The sequence below is a fragment of the Desulfobulbus sp. genome, from assembly GCF_031547805.1.
Lineage (GTDB): Bacteria > Desulfobacterota > Desulfobulbia > Desulfobulbales > Desulfobulbaceae > Desulfobulbus.
This window is the reverse complement of sequence record NZ_JAVBRQ010000005.1, coordinates 63,092-82,800: the sequence shown is the minus strand read 5'-3', so window position 1 is coordinate 82,800 and position 19,709 is coordinate 63,092. Positions and strand designations below refer to the sequence as shown.

Annotated in this window: 19 protein-coding genes and 1 pseudogene; 6 read left to right on the top strand and 14 right to left on the bottom strand. The window is 59.7% G+C overall.

Annotated elements, in window-relative coordinates; genetic code table 11:
* Positions 1-317: 317 nt before the first annotated feature.
* Both RMR13_RS02025 and RMR13_RS02020 read right to left on the bottom strand, forming a co-directional pair.
* Positions 318-1,493 carry an acetyl-CoA C-acetyltransferase gene (locus tag RMR13_RS02025; RefSeq protein WP_310598978.1) on the bottom strand — a complete coding sequence of 392 codons (1,176 nt, stop codon included), beginning with the start codon at positions 1,491-1,493 and terminating at the stop codon, positions 318-320.
* A gap of 113 nt (positions 1,494-1,606) precedes the next feature.
* On the bottom strand, positions 1,607-2,389 hold the full coding sequence (locus tag RMR13_RS02020) for an enoyl-CoA hydratase-related protein (RefSeq protein WP_310598977.1): 783 nt from the start codon (positions 2,387-2,389) through the stop codon (positions 1,607-1,609).
* A gap of 475 nt (positions 2,390-2,864) precedes the next feature.
* Here RMR13_RS02020 and RMR13_RS02015 point away from each other — a divergent pair, with 475 nt between their 5' ends.
* Positions 2,865-3,131, top strand: coding sequence for a hypothetical protein (locus RMR13_RS02015; protein ID WP_310598976.1), 267 nt, complete (start codon positions 2,865-2,867; stop codon positions 3,129-3,131).
* A gap of 174 nt (positions 3,132-3,305) precedes the next feature.
* Here RMR13_RS02015 and RMR13_RS02010 read toward each other — a convergent pair whose 3' ends face one another.
* The 5 genes from RMR13_RS02010 to RMR13_RS01990 all read right to left on the bottom strand — a co-directional run bounded on the left by RMR13_RS02010 (position 3,306) and on the right by RMR13_RS01990 (position 7,335).
* Positions 3,306-3,674 (bottom strand): MerR family transcriptional regulator, encoded by a 369-nt coding sequence (locus tag RMR13_RS02010; RefSeq protein WP_310598975.1) that lies wholly within the window; start codon positions 3,672-3,674, stop codon positions 3,306-3,308.
* Between the two features lie 77 nt (positions 3,675-3,751).
* Complete coding sequence (gene nrfD / locus RMR13_RS02005) at positions 3,752-4,936, bottom strand: NrfD/PsrC family molybdoenzyme membrane anchor subunit (protein WP_310598974.1); 1,185 nt, start codon at positions 4,934-4,936, stop codon at positions 3,752-3,754.
* A 44-nt stretch (positions 4,937-4,980) separates the two neighbouring features.
* Positions 4,981-5,214 carry a hypothetical protein gene (locus RMR13_RS02000; RefSeq protein WP_310598973.1) on the bottom strand — a complete coding sequence of 78 codons (234 nt, stop codon included), beginning with the start codon at positions 5,212-5,214 and terminating at the stop codon, positions 4,981-4,983.
* Between the two features lie 619 nt (positions 5,215-5,833).
* Positions 5,834-6,547, bottom strand: a complete 714-nt coding sequence (locus tag RMR13_RS01995) for a c(7)-type cytochrome triheme domain-containing protein (protein WP_310598972.1) — start codon at positions 6,545-6,547, stop codon at positions 5,834-5,836.
* 20 nt (positions 6,548-6,567) lie between these two features.
* Positions 6,568-7,335: a 4Fe-4S dicluster domain-containing protein gene (locus RMR13_RS01990; RefSeq protein WP_310598971.1), complete on the bottom strand. Its 768-nt coding sequence runs from the start codon at positions 7,333-7,335 to the stop codon at positions 6,568-6,570.
* Between the two features lie 171 nt (positions 7,336-7,506).
* On the opposite strand from RMR13_RS01990, the pseudogene RMR13_RS15345 reads away from it, so the two are divergent.
* Positions 7,507-8,361 (top strand): annotated as a pseudogene (locus tag RMR13_RS15345) (PAS domain-containing protein); the annotation flags it as partial.
* The gene (locus RMR13_RS01985; RefSeq protein ID WP_409070243.1) at positions 8,335-10,071 is read left to right on the top strand and encodes a sigma 54-interacting transcriptional regulator; all 1,737 of its coding nucleotides are present in this window, start codon (positions 8,335-8,337) and stop codon (positions 10,069-10,071) included. The pseudogene RMR13_RS15345 and the gene RMR13_RS01985, both read left to right, overlap by 27 nt.
* A gap of 210 nt (positions 10,072-10,281) precedes the next feature.
* On the opposite strand, the gene RMR13_RS01980 is transcribed toward RMR13_RS01985, so the two are convergent.
* From RMR13_RS01980 to RMR13_RS01965, 4 genes are all read right to left on the bottom strand, one after another.
* Positions 10,282-10,725, bottom strand: coding sequence for a MerR family transcriptional regulator (locus RMR13_RS01980; protein ID WP_310598969.1), 444 nt, complete (start codon positions 10,723-10,725; stop codon positions 10,282-10,284).
* 81 nt (positions 10,726-10,806) lie between these two features.
* A complete protein-coding gene (gene nrfD / locus RMR13_RS01975) occupies positions 10,807-11,991 on the bottom strand; it encodes an NrfD/PsrC family molybdoenzyme membrane anchor subunit (protein ID WP_310598968.1) in 1,185 nt (394 codons plus the stop codon).
* Between the two features lie 104 nt (positions 11,992-12,095).
* Entirely contained in the window at positions 12,096-12,329 is a 234-nt protein-coding gene (locus RMR13_RS01970) for a hypothetical protein (RefSeq protein WP_310598967.1), read from the bottom strand.
* Positions 12,330-12,791: 462 nt separating this feature from the next.
* Positions 12,792-13,019 carry a hypothetical protein gene (locus tag RMR13_RS01965; RefSeq protein ID WP_310598966.1) on the bottom strand — a complete coding sequence of 76 codons (228 nt, stop codon included), beginning with the start codon at positions 13,017-13,019 and terminating at the stop codon, positions 12,792-12,794.
* Positions 13,020-13,039: 20 nt separating this feature from the next.
* Between RMR13_RS01965 and ftsH the strand changes: the two genes are divergently transcribed.
* Positions 13,040-14,839: an ATP-dependent zinc metalloprotease FtsH gene (gene ftsH / locus RMR13_RS01960; RefSeq protein ID WP_310598965.1), complete on the top strand. Its 1,800-nt coding sequence runs from the start codon at positions 13,040-13,042 to the stop codon at positions 14,837-14,839.
* A 54-nt stretch (positions 14,840-14,893) separates the two neighbouring features.
* On the opposite strand, the gene RMR13_RS01955 is transcribed toward ftsH, so the two are convergent.
* Positions 14,894-15,382 carry a thermonuclease family protein gene (locus RMR13_RS01955; RefSeq protein WP_310598964.1) on the bottom strand — a complete coding sequence of 163 codons (489 nt, stop codon included), beginning with the start codon at positions 15,380-15,382 and terminating at the stop codon, positions 14,894-14,896.
* Positions 15,383-15,757: 375 nt separating this feature from the next.
* Here RMR13_RS01955 and RMR13_RS01950 point away from each other — a divergent pair, with 375 nt between their 5' ends.
* Complete coding sequence (locus RMR13_RS01950; protein ID WP_310598963.1) at positions 15,758-16,066, top strand: hypothetical protein; 309 nt, start codon at positions 15,758-15,760, stop codon at positions 16,064-16,066.
* A 5-nt stretch (positions 16,067-16,071) separates the two neighbouring features.
* The gene (locus RMR13_RS01945; protein WP_310598962.1) at positions 16,072-17,169 is read left to right on the top strand and encodes a sigma-54 dependent transcriptional regulator; all 1,098 of its coding nucleotides are present in this window, start codon (positions 16,072-16,074) and stop codon (positions 17,167-17,169) included.
* On the opposite strand, the gene RMR13_RS01940 is transcribed toward RMR13_RS01945, so the two are convergent.
* Positions 17,170-19,017 carry a hypothetical protein gene (locus tag RMR13_RS01940; RefSeq protein WP_310598961.1) on the bottom strand — a complete coding sequence of 616 codons (1,848 nt, stop codon included), beginning with the start codon at positions 19,015-19,017 and terminating at the stop codon, positions 17,170-17,172.
* Between the two features lie 198 nt (positions 19,018-19,215).
* Positions 19,216-19,671 carry a chemotaxis protein CheX gene (locus RMR13_RS01935; RefSeq protein ID WP_310598960.1) on the bottom strand — a complete coding sequence of 152 codons (456 nt, stop codon included), beginning with the start codon at positions 19,669-19,671 and terminating at the stop codon, positions 19,216-19,218.
* Positions 19,672-19,709 lie beyond the last annotated feature (38 nt).

The window sequence follows — 19,709 nt, the reverse complement described above, 5'->3', positions numbered from 1 at the left end:
CAATCTTCTCTCTTTTCTCCAGTCACCATGGGGCGGGCCCGCCTTGGTGTCCCCCGAGCCCGCCGCCACCAGCAATTCTCCTACGGCAATGGTCATGGGCAAACGCCCTTGTAGCTTGATTTTCCCCCTTGACGCCGGAATGACGGCAAAAACAATCTCTCAAACAATGAGAGGCCCCTTGTGTTTTCCCTGCCGCCATTCCGGCTGGAGGAAATTTTTCTCCCAGTTAATAATGGATACAATCTGTCTGCACGCCGGCTGCAACCGCAGCGCCGCGCAACAGGACGTGCTTCAAGACGCGCATCGTAGCGACGCGATCACCGCTTGACGATCATGGCCACGGCTTCCCCGCCGCCGAGGCAGAGCGAAACCAGACCGCGCTTTTTGTCCTGGCGGACCATTTCATGCAGCAGGGTCACCAACAGCCGGCAACCGCTGGCGCCGATCGGATGCCCCAGGGCCGCGCTGCCGCCATTGACATTGACCTTGGCCGGATCGAGTTCGAGGGTCTTCAGAGCAGCCACGGTCGAACCGCTGAACGCCTCGTTGATTTCGTACAGATCAATGTCTTGCTTGCCGATGCCCTCCTTGGCCAGGCATTTCGGCACGGCCCAGATGGGGGCCACCAGCACGTATTTCATGTCGATGCCGTAAGAAGCCTGGGCACCGATAGTGGCCATGATCGTACAACCCAGGGCCTCGGCCTTTTCCCGGCTCATCACCACCACGGCGGCGGCGCCGTCGGAAATGATCGAGGCATTGCCGGCCGTGGTGACCCCGCCTTCCTTGAAGGCCGGCTTCATCTTGGCCAACTGCTCGTAGCTGGTTGCCTGGGGACATTCGTCCAGGCGGAAGACTTTCGGCTCGCCCTTGCGCTGCGGAATCTCCACCGGCACGATCTCCTCCTCGAATTTGCCGGCCGCCTGGGCCGCCAAGGTCCGCCGGTAGGATTCGGCGGCATACCGGTCCTGATCCTCGCGGCTCACCTGGTAGCGCTCGGAGCACAGTTCGTTGGAGATGCCCATGTGGAAGTCATTGACGATGTCCCACAGGCCGTCGTGCACCATGTGATCGTGCATGGTGGCATCGCCCATCCGATAGCCGAAACGCGCTTTCTTCAAGAAATAGGGTGCCATGCTCATGTTTTCCATACCGCCGGCAACCACCACCTCGGCATCGCCCGTCTGTACCGCCTGGGCCGCCAGCATCACCGCCTTCAAGCCGGAGCCGCAGACCTTGTTGACGGTGATCGCTTCCACTTCGTCCGGCATGCCGGCCGCGATGGCCGCCTGCTTGGCCGGATTCTGGCCGTATCCGCAGGGCAGCACCATGCCCATGATCGCCTCGTTCACCTCTTCCTTGGCAATGCCGGCCCGGCGAATGGCCTCGGCTATGACCAGGGCGCCCAACTTGGTGGCGCCCGTGGTGGCCAAGGTGCCGTTGAAGCTGCCCAAGGGGGTCCTGACCGCGCTGACAATCACTGCTTCTCTCATACTTCGCTCCTTATTCCTGAAGACAATTTTAAACGACGATTCCGTCTCGATTTTTGCTGGATCAAAGGAAGCTCTGCCGTGTCCAACCGTGGCAGGCGTCCTGTTTTCTGCCCTTACGGCTGCTTGAAAACCGGCCTTCGCTTTTCCATGAATGCCGTTATTCCCTCGTGTTGTTCATGGGTTGCGAACAGCACATCCAGGCAACGGGCCTCGTGGGCGATGCCCGATTTGATATCCATGTGCGCCCCGCCGTTGACGGCCAGTTTGGCGGCCTTCACCGCGCAACGCGAATGCTGGAGAATTTTGTTGGCCATGGCCCGTGCCGCCTCAAGCAGCGAGGCTGCGGGAACGACCTTGTTGATCAGACCGATCCGCGCCGCCTCCGAGGCATCGACATAATCGCCGGTCAGCAGCAACTCCATGGCCTTGGTCATGCCGATCAGCCGCGGCAGCCGTTGGGTGGCTCCGCCGCCGGGGATCATGCCGATCTTGATTTCCGGCTGGCCGAACGAGGCGTTGTCGGCGGCGATGCGCAAGTCGCAGGCCAGGGCCAGCTCGCAGCCGCCTCCCAGACACAAGCCGGCGATGGCGGCGATGACCGGCTTCTCCAGCTCTTCCAGGCGCTCGAAAACGGCATGGCTCTCCCGGAAAAAACCGCGCATATCAGCAACCGCCGCAAAACCGCTGATTTCGCCGACATCGAATCCCACGGAAAAACACTGGCTGCCGCCGGTAAGGATGACGCCCCCAAGCCGCTCTTCCCGTTCGATATCGGCCAGGGCCGCGCCCAGTTCACCGAGCATCTGGCTGTTCAGCGCATGCAGGTTTTCCGGCCGCTGCAAGGTCAAAATGGCCAGGCCGTTTTCTTTCCGCAGGCTGATTGTCTTGTATTTCATACCGTTATGTTGCGTGAGGCGACCCCGGCCGCCCTTTCCGTACCGGTTGGCGCAGCTGCGGACCTTGATCGCCGCAGCCGTAAGGCAGGTCAAGCACGTTACACATTTTCACTCATTGCACGCGCTGTACCATTTGACACACAAGAATTATTTATCTGATTTATCGAAGAAAATACTGAAGCAACCGACAAGCGGAGAGAGCAGGTGCAGCATATGCTGCAGCATGGAACGAGAAATCGAGCGGCCACGCCCAGGATAAACTGATTATCTCATTGAAAAAACGAATGAATGACGAATGAAGGATATGCTACACCGTGCCAGTGCGCTGGCTGTGGGATATGCTGCATCTCCCGCTCTGGGCAACCGGGGAGCTCAACCGCAAGGTGGCGGGAAACAGGCGGCCGCCGCGGAATAGGGCCGCTTGGATGGGGCAAGCCACGAAAGAGGATACAGGGCAAATCGAGGAACGACGGCCATGCCGCCGGCACCGCGCTCCAGCGACATGGCCATTTTTGAAACTGATCTCCACCTGAGTTCAGCCGATTTCATTCCGGACGGTATTCAGCTGAAACTTCCTGAAATTTTTCCCCGCTGCGTTTGTCGAAACGACCAACAAAGGACGTTCGGGACAAGGATAGCGCTGACCACATGGTCTCTCGAACGCAGAAAGAGATCTCGTTTGCTCGACCAACTTTCCGGAGCGCCAAAAACACCGCCGATTGCCGGCGAACGAGCTGCTTGAAGTTCGATGGCAATCGGCTTTTTGAATAACGTGGGCAAACCCGATCAAATCCGGACGACCGCTTGCCGGCTTGCAGCGCCGCATGCCTAACCATTGCTAAGCAGTGCTAAGCAGTGCGGCATCAAGCCTGTGGGGGATATGTCGGAGCCAAATCCCCTGTCCGTTGGTGGACAATCAGGCGGCCTTGCTCTCCAGGTTTTGCACCTTTCGCACCCGTTGCTTGTCGATCTTGCGCGGGATCAAACCGTTGGCCATGAAGGCGGTGCACTGCTTGCGCTTGTCAAAGGGGCAATCGGTGATATTCCAGCAGGGCGTGTACTGAAGCAGCTTCTTTACCGCCGCGATGGACACCCCGTGCCCGTGGATCATTTCCCGCAGGCATTCGATCCACTTGACATCGTTCATGGTGTAGTAGCGCCATTTCCCCTTGCGCAGGGGCACGATCAGTCCTTCATCCTCGTAGATGCGCAGGGTGCGCGGATGCACTCCGAGCATCTGCGCGGCAACGCCGATCGTAAAGATTGCTTTTTGTTCGTCAACCATGGTTATCCTCGCAAGGCAAGCCAGCGGCCGAGCGCGCTTGCGCCCTCCCTGGCCGCCGACTCGCCGGTTATCTCGCCTTAGTGGGCGGCAGGCTCGGTGAAACTCTTGCCGAAAAACCGTTCCCCCTGAAGAAACGCAAGCCCGCACAAACCGATGCCGGCAAGCACCACCAGCCATTCGTAGCCGGAAGGGGCGTAATTGAGATAGACGGGCAGGCCATCGAAGCCCAACTGCTGCGGCACGATCTGGCCGCCGATCACCATGTCGAGCCGGGCGATGAACATGCCGACCAGGCTCATCAACGCGGCGGCCGACATCGCGCCCACGCTTCGCATCCGGGTCATTGCCAGGAGCAGGGCGGGAGCCGCCAGGCCGACACCCACCTCAAGCGTCCAGAAATTGAAGGACAAGGGCCCGGAATACAGGGCATTGGCCGCGATCCGGCCGTCATCGGCACCGCCGACATAAAAGGAGGCCATGCGCCAGAAAGTGGCGACCGTCACCAGGATGATCATCAGCAGCAGGATTTTACCCGCGGCCTGCACCCCGGAGAAGACATGGGGCTCCATGTCCCGGCCGCGGAGGAGGTAGGCGTAGTGCGTGAACAGGATGGCCGCCGCCGCGCCGGAGAGAAAGGCGCAGGCAAGGAAGTACACCGGCAACTGCGCCCCGTACCAGAACGGTCGGGAGGCCAGGGTGGAAAAAACACCGCCCAGGCAGGTGTTGGCGGCCACTTCGGCCAGGGCTCCAAGGACGCCGAGGGCCAGGGCCAGGGCGAAGTGCCGGGTCAGGATCAGCCAGAACTCGAGCAGGATGAACGCGAGCGCAAGCCCGTACAATGTCCCCATCCACCAGATGTTTGAGGTAATGTTCGGCGAAATGACGTTGTAGATGGCCATCCGCCATGGACTCTCGATTTCCATGCCGATGACCACGAAGGCGCTGAGGATGGTGATCAGCGAGATCCACACCATCCTGTTGGCCAAGGGAGCCAGATTGTTGCCGCCGAAGACATGGCTGATCGCGGCCAGCAGGCACAGGCCGGTGGACGTGATGGCGAAGAAGGCATAGGTTGCGATCAGCAGGCCCCACGGAACTTCACGGGTATTGTTGAACAGGTGCTCGTGGCCGACAATGAATCCGGCCAGGCCGACACCGACCCCGATTGCCATCATCAGGCCGAAAAAAATCGACAGGGACTTGACCATCGACCCCGCCACTTCCGGTTCCGCAGCCGTTGCCAGGGAAAATCCGTTTGCCATACTTCTACCTCCTTGTTCTTTGGAATATGTTCACTGAATGCAAATCAGAGCCGAGCCGGTTCCCGCATCTGCTCCCTTTTCTCCCCACTGGCCAGGGAAGCGAGACCGATCAGCACGACAACGGCTGAAAACGGCCCCATCAGCAGGAAAAGAATGAAGCTGAGGCAGAACCAGAATGATTCGATGATTTGGGCCAGGTGCGCCTTGACCCAGGAAAGCCCGAAATGACCGCCATCATTTCCGGCCGGGGTGAGGGAATGCTGCAATGCGATGTTCATGAAAGACCTCTTGGTTCGGAAGCATTGGTTGGTGTATCCGCTGCCTTGACCAAGGCAAGGGATATGCCATTGCGCCGAACAAGCGGCCACGTTGCGAAAATCAGAGGCAACCCACTGAACTTCTGCGATAAAAATTATAGGCAACACGCTGTTTGCAAGATTTGCCGGGAATAGCGGTTGGCAACATATCTCCGCCAAAGGCGCAAAATCATCCTGACCCCCAATTGCGGAGTGGCGCAAAATTCGCCCACACACCCGGATCTTTCGACCAGGAGGCAGGCAAGTCAACCGATTGATCTTTGCGGGGAAAAAGATGAGGCCCTGGCCACGGACCACTGCCTGTGCGAAAAAAGATCGGACCCAGCGCCGTACTGACCGCCGGCGAGACCGACGATGAACAGAGAAAAAATCAAATAAAATAGAGTTGTTACAGAGGAGGCTTGCATCCAGGGCGCATCATGCGCCCGAAACGGCCCCCATGGGCGACAGCAACGCCATGTTTGCGGGATGCGGCAAGAGAATTGTCAGCGGGAAGTGGAGGAAAAACGACAAGCGGGAAGAGCAAGGGGAGGGATAACGAACGGGGCGGGCCTGAGACCCGCCCCGTGAACAGGTGCGATCAGTGTTGCGCTTTTTCCTCGGCAGCAGCGGCCGCCTTGTTGAGCATCTTCTCCACTCCCTTGACGCCGATGTGGCAGGACGTACAGCGGGTGTTGGAGGCAAAGGCGATATTGCCGTTATGGCAGACGCCGCAGTACTTACCGGCATAGAGCGCCCGCATGTTGAATTTGCCGAGTTCCTCCTCGGCAGCGCCCTTGCGCATCTCAAAAGCCTTGTCGTGGCAGCTGGCGCAATCCAGTCCCATGTCGACATGCGCCTTGTGGGTGAACACCACGCCCTTGACCGGCCGGTTGAACACGATCACATCCGGCTGTTTCATGTCGCTGCCATGGCATTTCTTGCAGGTTTCCGGGCCGGTGGTGTTGAAGGCGGTGCTGCCGTCGTGGCAGGCGCCGCAATACTTGCCGGCATCCAGCGAGGCCATGTTGTAATCGCCCTTGGCCTTGGCGGCCCCCCATTTGCGCTCAAACAGGCTGGGGTGGCAGCTATCGCAGGTCAGGCCGGCCGTCACCACGTGGGCCTTGTGGCTGAACATCTGCTTGACCGGTTCCATCTCGACGATTTGGGTATTGCCAAAGGATTCGTACTGCTTGGCCGGGGCGGCGCTACCGGCGGGCGCCGGTGCCGGCGCGGCTTGCTTGTCCGCCGCCATGGAAGTACCCGCTACCGCAACAACCCACAATGCCGCCATCAAAAGCGTTTTCATTTTCATATTTCTTCTCCTTTTATCCTTTAGATATCCAAGGTCACGTTCATATAAAACACGTTGGGCAAAGCGCCGACTTCAGGTCGCAGAACCCACACCGTGGTCTCCGGTTGATGCACGAGCTTGTACACTTCACTGTTCGGGTCGCTGAGATCGCCAAAGATCCTGACCTTGGCGGGGCAGGCCTCGACGCAGGCCGTATCCTTCATGCCCTTGGTCAGGCGGGTGTCCCAGCAGAAATTGCATTTGTCCACCGCCCGGGTTTCTTCGTTGAAATAGCGGGCATTGTAGGGGCAGGCGGCCATGCAAGTCTTGCAGCCGATGCACTTCTTGCTCTCCATCATGACGATGCCGTTGGTCTTGTCCTTGTAGGTCGCCACGGTCGGGCAAACGCGGACGCAGGGCGGTTCGTTGCACTGGTTGCAGAGAACGGGCATGAAAATTGTTTCTTTTTCCTTGGGGCCGACATTGCGGGTCCGTTCGAGAATCTTGGTCCGCCAGCCATAGGGCGGCACGTGGTTGGTCCGGACGCAGGCATCCATGCAGCGTTCGCAGTCAACGCACAGATTCTGCCGCATGACCATGCTGTAGTGGGGCTTGTAGGGGTATTTCTCATCCTTCGGCATGGAACTCACCGCGGCTTCGACATCGCGGACGGAGGTGAGCGACAGGACCGTCCCCCCCATGAACAATCCGGTGATGGCGAGGCCGGCACGTAGAAAGGTGCGGCGTTCGAGGGTTGGGAGATTATCCACCCCTTCATTGGTTAATTTTTCCAGCTCGTTAATGTTCATTCCATGCCCTCGACAGAAAAAAGTGATAAAGACGACTTGCGCACCTTGTGCTACAATACCCCGTTTCAGCAAAAGAAAAGAAAGGTCGCGAATGAATGGTCACTCATTTGTCCTTGAAAAACAACACGAGAACATACCCCAAAACCTTGAGAAGAGCAAGTTTTCAAATACATGGTGGTACACGCCCCGGTTGCGGATCGGCAAACGGAGCCCACGGCCGCCGGATCGCTTTTTCGGTCCTGGCTCGACAATCGCACCCGCCCGCGAAGCAAGGGCCGCCTGACCGCCGCTCCTGTCTCAACCCGCCCCTTTTTCAGCCCAGAGTCCTCCACCATGCGCGCTAATCTCGTCAACCAGCTCAACCTGCGGCACGACACCCTGGCCCTTTTTCACCTGGACCGCGGCTGCCGGATCATCGGCCTCAACAAAAACGCCGAGCAACTCACCGGCCGCACCCTGGGCGACCTGTTCGGCCGAGCCATGGACGAAATCATCGCCTTCAAAGACAACACCGGCAACCTGACCGATCTGTTCGAGCAAATCGGCTGGGAGAACTCGGTTTCGGTGCAATCGGTGCTGCGGGCCGGCTCGAACGGGCAACGGCGACTCGAGGTGCTCGCCACGGTTACCCCGCTGTGGGACCGGGACCGGGCTCTGGCCGGCGCCCTGGTCATTCTTGACGACAGCAATGAAATGCTCTACCACCACTTGCTGCTCGATTCGGTATCCGAGGGCGTGCTCACCGTCAACCGCTCCCTGGAAATCATGACCTTGAACCGGGCGGCCGAACAACTTACCGGATGGACCGCCGAGGATGCGGTCGGCAAGAACTACCAGGAAATCTTTCCGCCGGAATTCTGCGAAAACCAGTGTCTGCTCAGGGATTCGATCGAGGAGGAGAAAACCTTTGTCGGCCATACCATCTTCTCCACCCGCAAGGATGGCCGCATCTATCCCTTGTCCCTGACCCTTTCTCCGCTCTACGACCTCAACAACCAGGTGATCGGCGGTATCCAGACTTTTCACGACAGCTCCGAATCGCTCCACAACGATTTGATCCTGGCCTCGGTGGCCGACGGCGTCTTCACCGTCGACCACAACCGGACCATCACCTCCTTCAACCGGGCGGCCGAGGCCATCACCGGTTGGACCCAGGACGAGGTCATCGGCAAGCCATGCCGGGACATCTTTCATTCCAGCGTGTGCGGCAACGACTGCCTGCTGCAAAAGGCCATCGACGGCAACAGCATGTTCGTCGACCGTTCCATCTTCATCAAGGGCAAGGCCGGCAACTCGATTCCGGTCACCATCAGCTCGGCCCCGCTGCTGGACGATTTCGGCAACATCATCGGCGGAATCGAAACGTTCCGCGACAACACCTCCTCCATCCGCGAAAGCCTGATTCTCGATTCGATCGCCGACGGGGTGTTCACCGTGGACCGCAACTGGAACATCACCTCCTTCAACCGGGCCGCCGAAGAGATCACCGGCTGGTCCAGGGAAGAGGCCGTGGGCATGTCCTGCTCCGACATCTTCCACTCTTCCATCTGCGGCAAGAACTGCGCCATCGCCGAAAGCCTCTATACCGGCGCGCCGGTGGCCAACCGCTCGATCACCATTCGCAACAACCACGGCGACAAGGTGCCGATCAGCATCAGCGCCGCCCCGCTCACCGATCACGAAGGGAACATCGTCGGCGGGGTCGAAACCTTCCGCGACCTCACCGCCATCACCGCCCTGCGCCAGCAACTGAGCCAGAAATACACCTTCGACGCCATTATCTCCAAGGCCCCGGCCATGCAGCGGTTGTTCGGCATTCTGCCGGAGATCGCCCGCAGCCCCAGTACCGTTCTCGTGCTCGGCGAATCCGGCACCGGCAAGGAATTGATCGCCCGCGCCCTCTACAATTCCAGCGAACGCGCCAACAAACCCTTTGTCATCGTCAATTGCGCCGCCCTGCCGGAAACCCTGCTGGAATCGGAGCTGTTCGGCTACAAGGCCGGAGCCTTCACCGATGCCCGCAAGGACAAGATCGGCCGCTTCGCCGCCGCCGAGGGCGGCACCCTTTTCCTCGACGAGATCGGCGATTTACCGGGCAGCGTCCAGGTCAAGCTGCTGCGGGTGTTGCAGGAAAAGGTCTATGAACCGCTGGGTTCCAATGTCCCGGTCAAGGCCAACGTCCGCATCATCACCGCCACCAACCGCGACCTCGAGGCCCTGGTTGGCGAGGGTTCGTTCCGCAACGATCTGTTTTACCGGCTCAACGTGGTGAAGATCATCCTGCCGCCGCTGCGGGAGCGCAAGGAAGACATTCCCCTGCTCATCGACCATTTCATCAAGAAGTACAGCGCCCAGCAGGGCAAGGACATTGTCGGCATCTCCGGGGCCGCCCTGTCGCTGTTGATGCGCTACAACTACCCCGGCAATATCCGCGAACTGGAGAATATCGTCGAATATTCGTTTATTCTGTGCGACGGCGGCTATATCCAGCCGCAGCATCTCCCCGACCCCTTTGCCGCCGGCTGCGAAGCCCTTCCCTCCTCCCGTTCCGGCGCGGGCCCGCAAACCCTGGAGGAACTCGAGAAGCAGGCCATCCTCCTGAGCCTGGAACGCAACCGCTGGCGGAAGATGGCCACCTGCCGGGAACTGGGCATCTCCAAGGACACCTTGCGGCGCAAAATTGAACGATACGGCATTGCCAGCCAGACCCGGGATGAAAACGCTTCCCGAGACTGACCCTCCGCCTTTGCAAGGACAATAAAAAAGGCGTCCCGCGATCGCGGAACGCCTTGTTGATGTGACCTGTTGCTAAAATGGCCACAGTCGTTTCAGCCTGCCATTCTTTCCCGATAGAGCCCGTTCGGGCGATGCCCGACCGCGCTCAGCCGCAGGAGCGACGCACCACCTTTTCGGTGCGCCCGGCCGGCCACGCCGCTTTCTTGTCCATCAGACGGAAGACTGACGCTTTTTTTTTTGCCCGGTCTGCTCGCGTTTCTGCCGGTCCTGCTCCAGGGCTTCGGCCGCGGCGGCCTTGTCCCCGACCTGGTGCAGGGTACGCGGGACCGCACGGTCAACCTTGGCCGCGCATTGCTCGCGAATATCCAAGGGACAGCCGGCCACTTCCCAACAGGGAATGTAGTCCAGCAGCTTTTTCAGGCCCGGGATGCTGATCCCCTCTTCATGGATGAAGGTCCGCAGGCAGGTGATCCATTGGATATCGTCGGCCGAAAACATCCGCCGGTTGCCGACCATGGCCGGTTTGATCAACTCTTCCTGTTCGTAAATCCGCAAAGTGCGCGGATGCACGTTCAGCAGTTTGGCGGCCACCCCGATCGGGTAGATCGGCACATTGGACCGAATCGCCCGAATTTCCGTTCTTTTTCTTGCCATACCGCCCTCCCGTTCAGCGAGGGACACCGGGGATGGATGGCAAGCTACCGCCAACCGCCCATCCCCCGGACACCGTTGCCATCAATGATCTTCGGACAGATGGCCGCGGAACAGCCGTTCGCCCATCATGAACAAAATAGCGCAGAAGGTCACTCCGGACAGGGTCACCATCCACTCGTGCAGGGTCGGCGTGTAAGGCAGGATATGGGGCTGTCCGGTAATATTCAGTTCATGAAATCCCGGAATGATTTGGCCAATGATCACCAAATCGTAGCGCATGACGAAGATGCCCACGATGCTTGCCGCCGAGCCGATGGCCATGGCGGTCAGGTTTCTGGCGCGCACCGCGAGGATGATCAGGAAGGGAATCGCCAACCCCATGGCCACCTCTCCGTACCAGAAATTATGGGCATAGGGACCGTTGAGCAGCGCCATGAAGGCCTCGTATTCTCCCGGCGGATGTCCGGAAAGACCGGCGATGAACTTCCAGGTGGTGAAAAACATGATGACGAGATAGAGCAGGGCTCCCAGCTTGGCCACCGACCGGAGGGATTCCTGCAGCGGCTCGCTCATTTTCCAGCCATTGATCTTGTAGCCGAGCCAGTGAAAGAAAATGACCGTGGCGCAACCGGACATCATGGCCGAAACGATGAAGTAGATCGGCATGTACGGACCGTGCCAGAATTCACGGCCATTGAGCAGACCGAAAACCGCGCCGAGGTTGGAGTGGGCGGCTATACCCGAAATCACGCCCAACAGGCCGCACATCCCGGCGATTTTGTGTTTCCCGGCCTGGAGCAGGGCGAATTCGATCAGCATGAAGAAGAGATACGCCCCGTACAGGGTTCCCATCCACCAGATATTGGAACTGAGGTTGGGCGAGATGACGTTGTAGATGGCCATTCTCCAAGGGTTCTCGATCTCGAAGAAGATCACCAGAAAACCGGAGACGATGGTGGCGATAGCCAGGTATACCGAGCGTTTGGCGATCGGCTTGAAGGCATCGTAGCCGAAGACATGGCCGATGGACGAAACCAGGCAGAGCCCGGTCGAGGTGACGACGAAAAAGACATAGGCCGCCAGCATCAAGCCCCACGGCACCTCGCGGGTGACGCCATAGGCATGCTCGTGGCCGATAAACATGGCGTGCACCCCAAAGGCGAGTCCCACCAGAGTGAAAAGCCCGAACAGGCCGATCACCCCGTTGTACAACCCCGAATGGCTGCCTTCCAGCCCGCCTTCCTGGGGCAAAACTTTCGCTAACATCGCATTCATAAGTCCTTTACCTCCTGTACCGGGACGAACGCGCCCAACCGCCGTCGCCCCTGCTGGTTATTGCTTGCCGAACTGGCCTATCCACACAATCCCGATCAAGGCACGTCGCTTTCCTCCCTGGCCGACCGAAGAACCGGCTTGATTCTCAGATCAAACAGCGTATGCAGCAACGTCCCGCCCAACCAGATAACGAAAAACACCATCGCTTCCATACCCACCTCCGCGCCCCGGCGCCCCGGAACGTTTTTTTCGCTCCGGGCGCGGTTGGCGGCCATCACCCGGTTCGACCCCATGTTCTTTCCATCCACTTCCCGCTCGCCGGCCTCCACGACCCTGTGCCCCGGAACCCGCTCCGGCTCTGCGCCGTACTGTCTGAGTCTTAATATCCGGCCCCGAACCGACTGTCAAGAAAATATCCTGTCAATTGTCAGAAAAATCGTAAATTATAGGATCATTTTTATCCCATTAAAAAAATATCGATTATTATTGAAATAATAATTTACGATTTAATGCAAGAATATCACATTCATCATACTGATTTATCGAATATAAAACAGAATCACCAGTCTCAGGCACCGACATTTCGCATTTTGCGCCCAATTTTCCCCATTAAGGCGCGAAACAATCCCAAATTTTCACCTTTAAGAAGCAAAATGCGCCATTTGCTGGAAATCGACGCGGACGGCATCCGCGACCCGCAAACGCCTCGAATCATCAAAAACAACACATGATTGAAGAGAAAGGTCACAATCAAACCACAAACATATTTCTGGAACGATTCGTGCAATCGATCAGGCAGCCCTCGTTTTTTTCGAAAAACGAGCACCCTTCGCCTGCTCTCTTGAGGCGATGATTTCGGAGGGGTTTTGCGCCCGCTCCCCGGCTTTACCTTTGCCATCAATCGTGGTACTTCTCGTCAAGGGCGCGGCGGCAGGAGGGAACACCGCCCTGCCCTGTTTCATTTTTTCCGACAGGATACCAAGGCCGAACAGACCTTCGGCCCGCTCACGCTCCACCACGGGTGCCGGGAGGCACAACCATGCAGCAATTTTACAAAAATCTCTCCATTTGGCTGCTCATCGCCCTGGCTATCTCGTTGCTCGTCCATTACTGCCAAAGGGCGCCGGAACGCGCCCACACCGTCACCTACACCGAATTCCTGCACAAGGTGGACAGCGGCCTGCTGACCAATGTCACCGTGATCGGCAACACCGTTCTCTGGAACAGCTCCGACGGAACCCTGACCAAGACCGTGGTGCCGCCGGCCAGCGACGCCCTTGCGCGCTTGCTGCGCGGCAATGTGACCGTGTTGGCGGAGGAGCCGCCGCAACCCTCCTGGCTGTTGCACGCGCTCCTTTCCTGGCTGCCCTTTTTGTTCTTCGGTCTGCTGTGGCTGTTTTATTTTCGCCGGGGAGGGGGACAATCGTCCGGCGGGAGCGGCCGAGCCCTGGCCTTTGGTAAAAGCAGGGCCCGGTTGATCAATCCGGAGGAGTCGAAAATCAAGCTGGACGATGTCGCCGGTATCGACGAAGCCAAGGAAGAGGTGGCGGAACTTGTCGACTTTCTCAAAAAACCGGAAAAATTTACTGCCGCAGGGGCCCGCATCCCCACCGGCGTGCTGCTGTACGGCGAGCCGGGCACCGGCAAGACCCTGCTGGCCAAGGCCATTGCCGGCGAGGCCGGGGTGCCGTTCTTTTCGATCAGCGGTTCCAATTTCGTTGAAATGTACGTGGGGATCGGTGCCTCGCGGGTGCGCGACTTGTTCAACGAGGGGAAAAAACGGGCGCCCTGCATCATCTTCATCGACGAAATCGACGCGGTGGGCCGCCACCGCAGTGCAGGCGGCGCCGGCTCAAGCGGCAACGACGAACGCGAGCAGACCCTGAACCAGTTGCTGGTGGAGATGGACGGCTTTGACGCCAACGACCATGTGATCGTCATCGCCGCCACCAACCGGCAGGACATCCTCGACCCGGCCCTGCTGCGGCCGGGACGGTTCGACCGCCAGGTCATGGTGCCCCTGCCCGATGTCGGGGGCCGGGAAAAGATTCTCAAGGTGCATGCCCGGAACGCCAGGATCGATCCGCAGGTGCATTGGCAGGTGATCGCCAGGGGAACGCCGGGGTTTTCCGGGGCCCAACTGGCCAGCCTGATCAACGAGGCGGCCTTGATGACGGCCCGGAGCAACCAGCCGGCCATCACCATGGCGATTTTGGAAGCGGCCAAGGACAAGGTGCTGATGGGAGCGGAGCGGCGCAGCCTGATCATCACCGACCGGGAAAAACGGATCACCGCCTGTCACGAGGCCGGCCACGCCTTGGTGGCCTGGATGCTGCCCGGGGCCGACCCGGTGCACAAGGTGACGATCATTCCCCGGGGCCGGGCTCTGGGTCTGACCATGCAGCTACCGGAGGAAGAGCGTGTCTCCCACGATCGCGCCTATCTGATGACCACCCTCTCCACCCTGCTGGGGGGCAGGGTGGCCGAAGAGATCGTCTTCGACCAGACGACCACCGGCGCCGGCAACGACCTCGAACGGGTCTCGGACATCTCTCGGCGCATGGTCTGCGAATGGGGGATGAGCGAGGCCGTGGGGCCGCTCACCTTCAAGGCCGCCAACCCCCTGGCCGGCCAACCCGGACAAATCATGAGCGAACAGACCGCCATCCTCATCGACGGCGAGGTCAAGAAACTGGTGCAGACCGCCTACAACACGGCCCGCCAGCTGCTTATGGAACATCGCTCCAGCCTGGACGCCGTCACCGCTGCCCTGCTGGAGCGCGAGACCCTTTCCCGCGACGAACTCGAAACCATCATCCGGACAAACGCCCCCGGTTGAACCGGGTTGCAACTCGGTGCATGGCGGCCGGAAACGATCCGGACCCCGGCCGCCCTATTTATCGCGCTTCCACACCCAGGGCGGGACCGGCCGTCCTTCCCGCCAAATCCCCAGGCGCCCGTCCCTGGCAACCTCCTCCAGGGCGTCGAGCCGCTTGCACAACGGCTGGGCCGTGCAGTAGTGGCGATAGACCCAGGCCAGGCCGCGGCCGACCAGTTCCGCATTGACCAGTTGTCCCCGGAAATCGACCAGGGCCACGGTTCGTCCGTATCGATCGGTTGCCATCGATTCGACCCTGACCTTTTTTCCCAGCAACAGGGTGGTGGCACCCTCTTTGGCCTCCCGCCAGCAGGCTTGGCCGTACTCGGGACTGTCGATGCCGTACAGTCGGATGGTTACCAGCTGGTTTTCCCGCTTGATCCGGAACGAATCGCCATCGAGCACCCGGGTGACAACGCCTTCCCACACCTCCGCCCTTGCCTCGCCCTGCACGGCCCATACCACCAAAGCGCAGCCGAGCAACAATGCCCATTTTTTCTTCATGCCCCCACTCCTGGTTTCATTGCCGGCCTCAATCGATAAGTCGCAATTATTGTCAAGATAATGACACTTTTTTATGAAAGTTTCTTGGCTTTCTCAATTCGCTTATGGTAACATTACAAAAAATTGTACCGAAAGCAAAAAAACTGTACTTTTGGCTATCCATACTTTTGTCGCCCCGGTACCGAAGAACTCATGCCCGAACGGAACCTTCCGAAACCCGGAGAAAAAACCAGGGATATGATGCTCGCTCTCCCCCTGTCAGCCACCTGCAGATCCGACGCCGCCAACAGCTTCGGACGCCCAAAGCGCCACCCGGGTTGGGCCGAATGCCTGCGGCGCAAACATCCTGTTGCCCATGGCGATTCAGGCGGCCCGATGCGATTCGAAATCGGCGGACTGCTTGATGTCTCGAAAAAAATGATTGCCAGCGCTTGCCGGCTCACCACCTGGTTTGGCCCGCGCCAGGCCGGCGGCAAGGTTTCGGCCTTCGATCCGGGGGCGAGACCCGCCGCCGTGATGTCATCCCGGTCTTTGCTAGTCATAATCTTGACCGGACCAATAACCGATGCATCCGCCGGGACGCGTCCGCGTCCGGATGCCGGTCTTCCGAAAATGGTCAGGCAGCTGTTGCACCGCACCGGTTGCCTGATTGCCAGCCAACTTGCAGCTCAAAACCTCTCATGAACGCCATGGCCTCTGACGAATTTTACGGAATCATCGGCCGAAGCCCCGCCATGCAACGGCTGTTCAGACTAATCGGCAAACTTGCCGAGGATGAAGGCAGCACGGTGCTCATCCAAGGCGAATCCGGGACCGGCAAGGAACTGGTTGCCAAGGCGATTCACGCTCACAGCGCCAGGAGCGAGCATCATTTCGTCCCGGTCAACTGTGCCGCCATCCCCGACGATCTCCTGGAAAGCGAACTGTTCGGCTATACCAAGGGGGCGTTCACCGGGGCCACCGGCCCGAAAATCGGGCGGATCGAGTACGCCAACGGGGGCTCCCTCTTTCTCGACGAGATCGGCGACATGAAGCCGGTGCTCCAGGCAAAACTTCTGCGCGTGCTCCAGGAGCGGGAATTCGAACCGGTCGGCGGCCTGAAACCAATCCCGGTGGATGTCCGGGTCATTGCCGCCACCCACTGCAACCTGGAACAGATGGTGGCCGACGGCAGATTCCGCGAGGACCTGTACTACCGGCTCAACGTGATCCCCCTGTCCATCCCGCCCCTGCGGGAACGGATCGAAGACATCCCCCTGCTCATCGACTACTTCGTCCGTTTCGTCGGCAAAACCAAGAAGAATCCTCTATTGGGGTTTGAGCAGGCCGCGGTACAGACCCTCGTCAACCTGCCCTGGCGGGGCAATGTCCGGGAGTTGGAAAACCTGGTGCAACACATGACCATCTTGCACGGGGGGGCAATGGTCCGCTATCACGATCTGCCGGAAAAATACCGCACCGCCCCGATTGGCGGCGAAGGCGAGAGAAACGCGCAGCAGTGGCTGGATGACGACGGCAGCCGCCCCGAGCAACTGTTGCTGTTTTCGTCGTCCGCGCCCCCACCTCCCGCCCCCACGGAAGCATGGCCGGAACAGGGAATCGATTTCAACGCCTTGGTGAACGACTTCGAGACCCAGTTGATCGTCCAGGCCTTGAAACTGACCCAGGGCAACAAAAAGGAAGCGGCCCGCCTCCTGAATCTGAAGCGGACCACCCTGCTGGAAAAAATCAAAAAGAAAGAACTGTTTGCCAGTTGGGAGGAAGATGAAGAAGAGGAACTGAGGTGATCAGGCCGCCTTCTTCACCAGATTGACCTCGATCTTCTCCCGGATGTCGTCGGACGAAGCCGGGGTGATCAGGATATCGCAGGCGCCGTATTTCACCGCCTTGAGCACCAGGGTCCTGGTCCAGGCCGGTCCGGCGGCCACCAGGGGAACCGGCAGGCCCGCGCTACTGATTTTTATCGCCACCCCGAATCCCAACTCGCTTGCCTCCCGCATGATCAGAAAGACAATCCGAACTCTCGGGGCCAGGACGCTGTGCACCGGATCCTTGAAATGCAGGACGCGGCAGACATACCCCATGGCCGCGAGCATCTCGGCAATTCGTTCCGCCTCGCCGTCGTCGTCGGTAAACAGCAGGATATCGGGGCTCTCCTCCGTCTGCTCCCGTAGACGGCTGGCCGCGGCCGGCTTGCCGGCGGGCGCGGAGGCCGGCGCTTCGTGCTGGGGAGCGGCGGCAGATTCGATCGCCTCGCTTAACAGATGCGCGTCTTCCAGGGCCAGCGCGCTGGCCGGAATCAGCAGCTGCAGCCGTCCCAGATCGCGATCGTTGTACTGGATTTTGCCGGTGGAAAGATAATAGGGCTGGGCGGGGAACACCTCGTCCGCATCCGGGTCGATCTTGACCGGGACGACCTGTTCCATCGAGGTTTTGACCAACCCGAACTTGCCGTGATATTGTGCTTCGAAAAGAGCGGTGTAGACACCGGCGATGATGTTGGTCACCTCGCCGTAGGCGTCGTGGGCGTCGTCGCCGAAATCCTCGTTGCGGACCGTTTCCTCCAGCTCGACCTCGGGCAGCATGATCAGCGTGCCCCCCAGGTAGATCGCGGTCTTGTCCTCGACGAACAAATAGGCTTCGCCCTGGTGGTCGCCCCGGATCTCCATCCGGGTCATGATCTGCTTGCCACCGGCCTGATCAAGAAATTCCCCCTTGGAAACCGGGCCGTTGCCATCGGGCACGACCTTGAGGCTGCCGCCGAGCAGGGCGCTCACCTCCTCGCACATCTTGGCCATGCCGCCCTGCAGCAGATTATCGACCAACTCCTTCTGCCGCTCGACTTCCTGCAGGCGCTCCGCCCGTTCCTCGGAAGCGGGGGCTGCCGCTGCCGGCGAGGTCTGCTCCTCGACCGGCCGCTGGAGCGTCTCGACCGACTCTGCCGCCCCTTGCTCGGCGGCGACGCGTTCAAGAACCTCGACCGACTCCGCCGCTGCGCTGGCTTCGCGGCTCACGGTGGCCGCCTGGGCTGCGGCGGGTTCGGGCTTGGCGCTTGCGCCGGCCGAGCTCTCGAGCCCAAAAGGGACTGCGGGTAAAACCAGGCGCAAGGGCCCGAGTTCGCGTCCGTCGAGCTGCATAGGCGTGCTCATCAGGTAATAGAGGACGTCGAGGATCGGTTGCTCCGACTCGACCTCCACCTTGACCGGCACCACGACTTCCTGCTCCCGGCGAACCAGGCGCACGCTTTTGGGGTACTGCTCCTCCAGAATCACGGTGACGGCGCCGCAGATTATATTGGCGACCTCGCCGTAGGAGTCCTCCAACTCCTCGGAATAATCCTCCTCGGAAAGAATATTCTCCAATTCCGATTCGGGCAGCATGATAAGCGTGCCGCCGATATAAATGGCATCCCTGATGCCGACCAGCACGCAGCCGGTGCCTTGTAATTCCCCCTCCAGACTGGCGCGGATCAGCACTTCCTTGCCGCCCGGCTCGGAAAACAGGTCTTCCTTGCTCACGTGACGGAATTCCGGCTCCCCCAGCTTGAACGGCTTACCAAGCAGGGCCGAGACTTCCTCCTGGATTCGATCACGGCAGGAGGACAGGATTTTGTCGAATCGTTCTTTGGCTTTCATCGCAGAAACAGGCCGAAATTCATCCGCCAATCAGGATTGTGTACAGTTTTGTGCAGGCATGGCGCGGCACACGGCGTGCCCCTGCCAGCAATGGCGCCCGGTGCTCACGGCAACCATTCCAACCAGTTATGCAAGCCGTGCACCATTTCCCTTCAAACACGTTTCGGCTGCCGGGACAAAAGACTTAACCCTGTTTCTTCACACGAGAATATAACGCAGTTCAATGCGGAACCGACCTGCCGGAGTGGCAAAGATCACCGTAGCCCTGGTGGCTCCGGCAAGACCGCCGGTGCGGATGGATTTTCCGATGCAGGTGGTGGCGATGGACAATTCGATCTTTTTGTTCAGGGCGGCCAGACTGATCTTAAGACCGCCGGCCACCATGTTGGCGATCTCGCCCAGGGCGTCCTTGACGTCCTCGTCCAGGGCGGCCACTTCCATGCCGAGCATGGCCGAGGTGACGCCGAGCGCCACGGAGGCGGGACAATGAACGGCGAGCACCCCCTTGAGATCGCCGGCCAGGCCGATGAGGCTCGATACGTCCGGTTCCACCGCCGGTGCATCGCATCCCACCGGCTCCGGAGCAATATCGAGGGGAATTATGGAGGCAAACACCTCCAAGGTGGCATCAACGAGAAACTGTTCGATTTCCAACGACAGGCCTCCCGAGGCAAAGGTTGGCGCGAGGCGGA

What these genes read in the sequence shown, in the direction of transcription:
- RMR13_RS02025 (WP_310598978.1), bottom strand. Translation starts at nt 1,493, where the DNA reads ATGAGAGAAGCAGTGATTGTCAGCGCGGTCAGGACCCCCTTGGGCAGC.
- RMR13_RS02020 (WP_310598977.1), bottom strand. Translation starts at nt 2,389, where the DNA reads ATGAAATACAAGACAATCAGCCTGCGGAAAGAAAACGGCCTGGCCATT.
- RMR13_RS02015 (WP_310598976.1), top strand. Translation starts at nt 2,865, where the DNA reads ATGCCGCCGGCACCGCGCTCCAGCGACATGGCCATTTTTGAAACTGAT.
- RMR13_RS02010 (WP_310598975.1), bottom strand. Translation starts at nt 3,674, where the DNA reads ATGGTTGACGAACAAAAAGCAATCTTTACGATCGGCGTTGCCGCGCAG.
- nrfD (WP_310598974.1), bottom strand. Translation starts at nt 4,936, where the DNA reads ATGGCAAACGGATTTTCCCTGGCAACGGCTGCGGAACCGGAAGTGGCG.
- RMR13_RS02000 (WP_310598973.1), bottom strand. Translation starts at nt 5,214, where the DNA reads ATGAACATCGCATTGCAGCATTCCCTCACCCCGGCCGGAAATGATGGC.
- RMR13_RS01995 (WP_310598972.1), bottom strand. Translation starts at nt 6,547, where the DNA reads ATGAAAATGAAAACGCTTTTGATGGCGGCATTGTGGGTTGTTGCGGTA.
- RMR13_RS01990 (WP_310598971.1), bottom strand. Translation starts at nt 7,335, where the DNA reads ATGAACATTAACGAGCTGGAAAAATTAACCAATGAAGGGGTGGATAAT.
- RMR13_RS01980 (WP_310598969.1), bottom strand. Translation starts at nt 10,725, where the DNA reads ATGGCAAGAAAAAGAACGGAAATTCGGGCGATTCGGTCCAATGTGCCG.
- nrfD (WP_310598968.1), bottom strand. Translation starts at nt 11,991, where the DNA reads ATGTTAGCGAAAGTTTTGCCCCAGGAAGGCGGGCTGGAAGGCAGCCAT.
- ftsH (WP_310598965.1), top strand. Translation starts at nt 13,040, where the DNA reads ATGCAGCAATTTTACAAAAATCTCTCCATTTGGCTGCTCATCGCCCTG.
- RMR13_RS01955 (WP_310598964.1), bottom strand. Translation starts at nt 15,382, where the DNA reads ATGAAGAAAAAATGGGCATTGTTGCTCGGCTGCGCTTTGGTGGTATGG.
- RMR13_RS01950 (WP_310598963.1), top strand. Translation starts at nt 15,758, where the DNA reads ATGCGATTCGAAATCGGCGGACTGCTTGATGTCTCGAAAAAAATGATT.
- RMR13_RS01945 (WP_310598962.1), top strand. Translation starts at nt 16,072, where the DNA reads ATGGCCTCTGACGAATTTTACGGAATCATCGGCCGAAGCCCCGCCATG.
- RMR13_RS01940 (WP_310598961.1), bottom strand. Translation starts at nt 19,017, where the DNA reads ATGAAAGCCAAAGAACGATTCGACAAAATCCTGTCCTCCTGCCGTGAT.